Source organism: Bartonella sp. CE47NXGY (assembly GCF_042195415.1).
Classification (GTDB): domain Bacteria; phylum Pseudomonadota; class Alphaproteobacteria; order Rhizobiales; family Rhizobiaceae; genus Bartonella.
This window is the reverse complement of sequence record NZ_JBHIOI010000104.1, coordinates 1-2,067: the sequence shown is the minus strand read 5'-3', so window position 1 is coordinate 2,067 and position 2,067 is coordinate 1. Positions and strand designations below refer to the sequence as shown.

At 34.9% G+C, this 2,067-nt stretch carries 2 protein-coding genes; one reads left to right on the top strand and one right to left on the bottom strand.

The annotated features are described in order from the left end of the window. The coding region (locus ACFIL3_RS09810) for an ABC transporter substrate-binding protein (protein WP_375682189.1) at positions 1 to 744 on the bottom strand (744 nt) is incomplete at its 3' end. Between the two features lie 1,090 nt (positions 745 to 1,834). Between ACFIL3_RS09810 and ACFIL3_RS09805 the strand changes: the two genes are divergently transcribed. Then, positions 1,835 to 2,067, top strand: a 233-nt coding sequence (locus tag ACFIL3_RS09805) for a hypothetical protein (protein WP_375682188.1), incomplete at its 3' end; no start/stop codon positions are given.

Genomic DNA, 2,067 nt, shown 5'->3' with positions numbered 1-2,067 from the left:
GCGAATTAAAATCTGCTTCAGTTTAGGCGCTTGTCCCCAATAGTGAGAGCTTGCACGCAACAAAAGAGCTTCTCCAGAGCGCCAACTTTTTAACTGATAAGGACCAACACAAGCAGCATGACTTTTCAAATACTGATTTCCAAAATCGCCATCTTTTTCATGCTTCATAATTGTCTGACGATCAAGCAAAGCTGTTGCCGGACTTGCAACAATATTATTAAGAATGAGCTCTGCTGGATAAGGCTTATCAAATTTCATCACCACTGTTTTCTTATCTGGGGCTTGCAAAGCATCATCAACATTTTGCTCTGCAATTCCATATTCATTAAAAATTGCCGCATTACCCATCTTCAATTTGACAATCCGCTTCATACTCCAAAGAAGATCATTAGCATTGGCTGATCGACCATCATTAAACTTCAAACCATCACGTAAATGAAAAGTAATCACCGTACTGTGATCATCACCTGAAACATCCCAATGTGTTGCTAAAGCGGGAACCATTTTAGCAGGATCATCTGTCGCAGTACTGACCAAATTATCACAAACATTGCGAACAATTTCACTTCCATAAACATCATTAAGTTGTGCGGGATCAAATGTACTAATTGCATCAAGATTCCAAGCCATCACAAGGGTATCAGCGGGTGTTTTTGCTGAAACTTGTTGTGCAACCATCGCCAAAGCTATAAAAGCAGAAACAAGAGAGCTGCTATTTTGTAATATTTTTTTCTTCAAGTTCATAGACTTTTCCTTTTAAAGTTTACTATATAAATTTCCCACACAACAAGCACATGCTTAATAATAAGGTTAGATGATCCATAAGCGCCTCAAACAAAGTATTATTAAAACCTTCAAACAACACCACTTACCAACCACGGACTTCTACCCATGGCTATAAGCCAAGACAAACCAAAACATGCAACAACAAACACTCTGACATACAATGAATGCTCCCCATAACAGAGCCTATTCATGATGTCATAACGCCTACGATTGAAGACTATAAAACCACTACTTTCTCTCTTTTGTCGGGTAAGCTTGTCTCTTCTTTCCTCTCGCCTTTTTATGCCATCAAAAGACTCTTCTTTGTTAGCTTAAGCGCCTTAATAACAAAGAGCTCTACTAACAATTTGACATTTTAACAAAACAGGAAAATTCACCCATCAACCGACATGACCTCCTCCCCCTACAAGAGGAATTTTGAATTTTTCCATAATCCTCTGCCAAATAACAGCTTGTAAATTATATTTTATTTCTAAATAAAAGGAGCATGGGCTCCCCCTGATATTCCTTTACGCACCCATACATAACAAAACTTTTTTCCACATCGTATTTTTAATATCTTTGCTCCTTTAACAACACTCAATTCATTGCTTACATTTTTTCAGAAAAAAAGATCTTTTCAATGCACTAAGGTTGAAATATCTAAATATAATACCTATATAAGCATACCCTTATTAGAATAGATAGTCTTTTTTTAAGTAAACTGTCTTGAAATATTATTTCTATACACGACAATAATAAGTTCGTTACAAAATCTTCAATATACTAGAACTCTCACTCTGATAAGAAATGCTGAAACGTTATAAAATTTCTCTACAAATTCTCGAGACGAAAGGATATCCCTTCATTTAATAAAAGAAGCGCCATGAAAATATCGCAAAAAATGCAATAAAACATGTGTATATTTCAAAAACCAGCACCGTTAACCAGACTAAGGTGATAAACTCAAAAAGTAAGAAAAAATAAAAAAATGTTTTTCCTTTATGATAATAACATCGCTGTACCATGATAATACAATAAAAAACACGATCTTTGAAAGTATATTAAAATGAAGCGAAAAAAAAAATTATTAGATTCTTTTCATGCGTTTCTTGGAGGAAAATCACGCCGCGTTAGTCTAAAATTGCTTATCCTTTCATTCTTCATTGGTATCGTAATGAATTTTTTGGGATGGACACCTCGAAACCTCATACAAAAAATAGTCGATTTTTTTCAATCACTATGGGAAGCAGGATTTATAACGCTTACAAATTTCTTCCATATAACTATGACAGGAGCTAT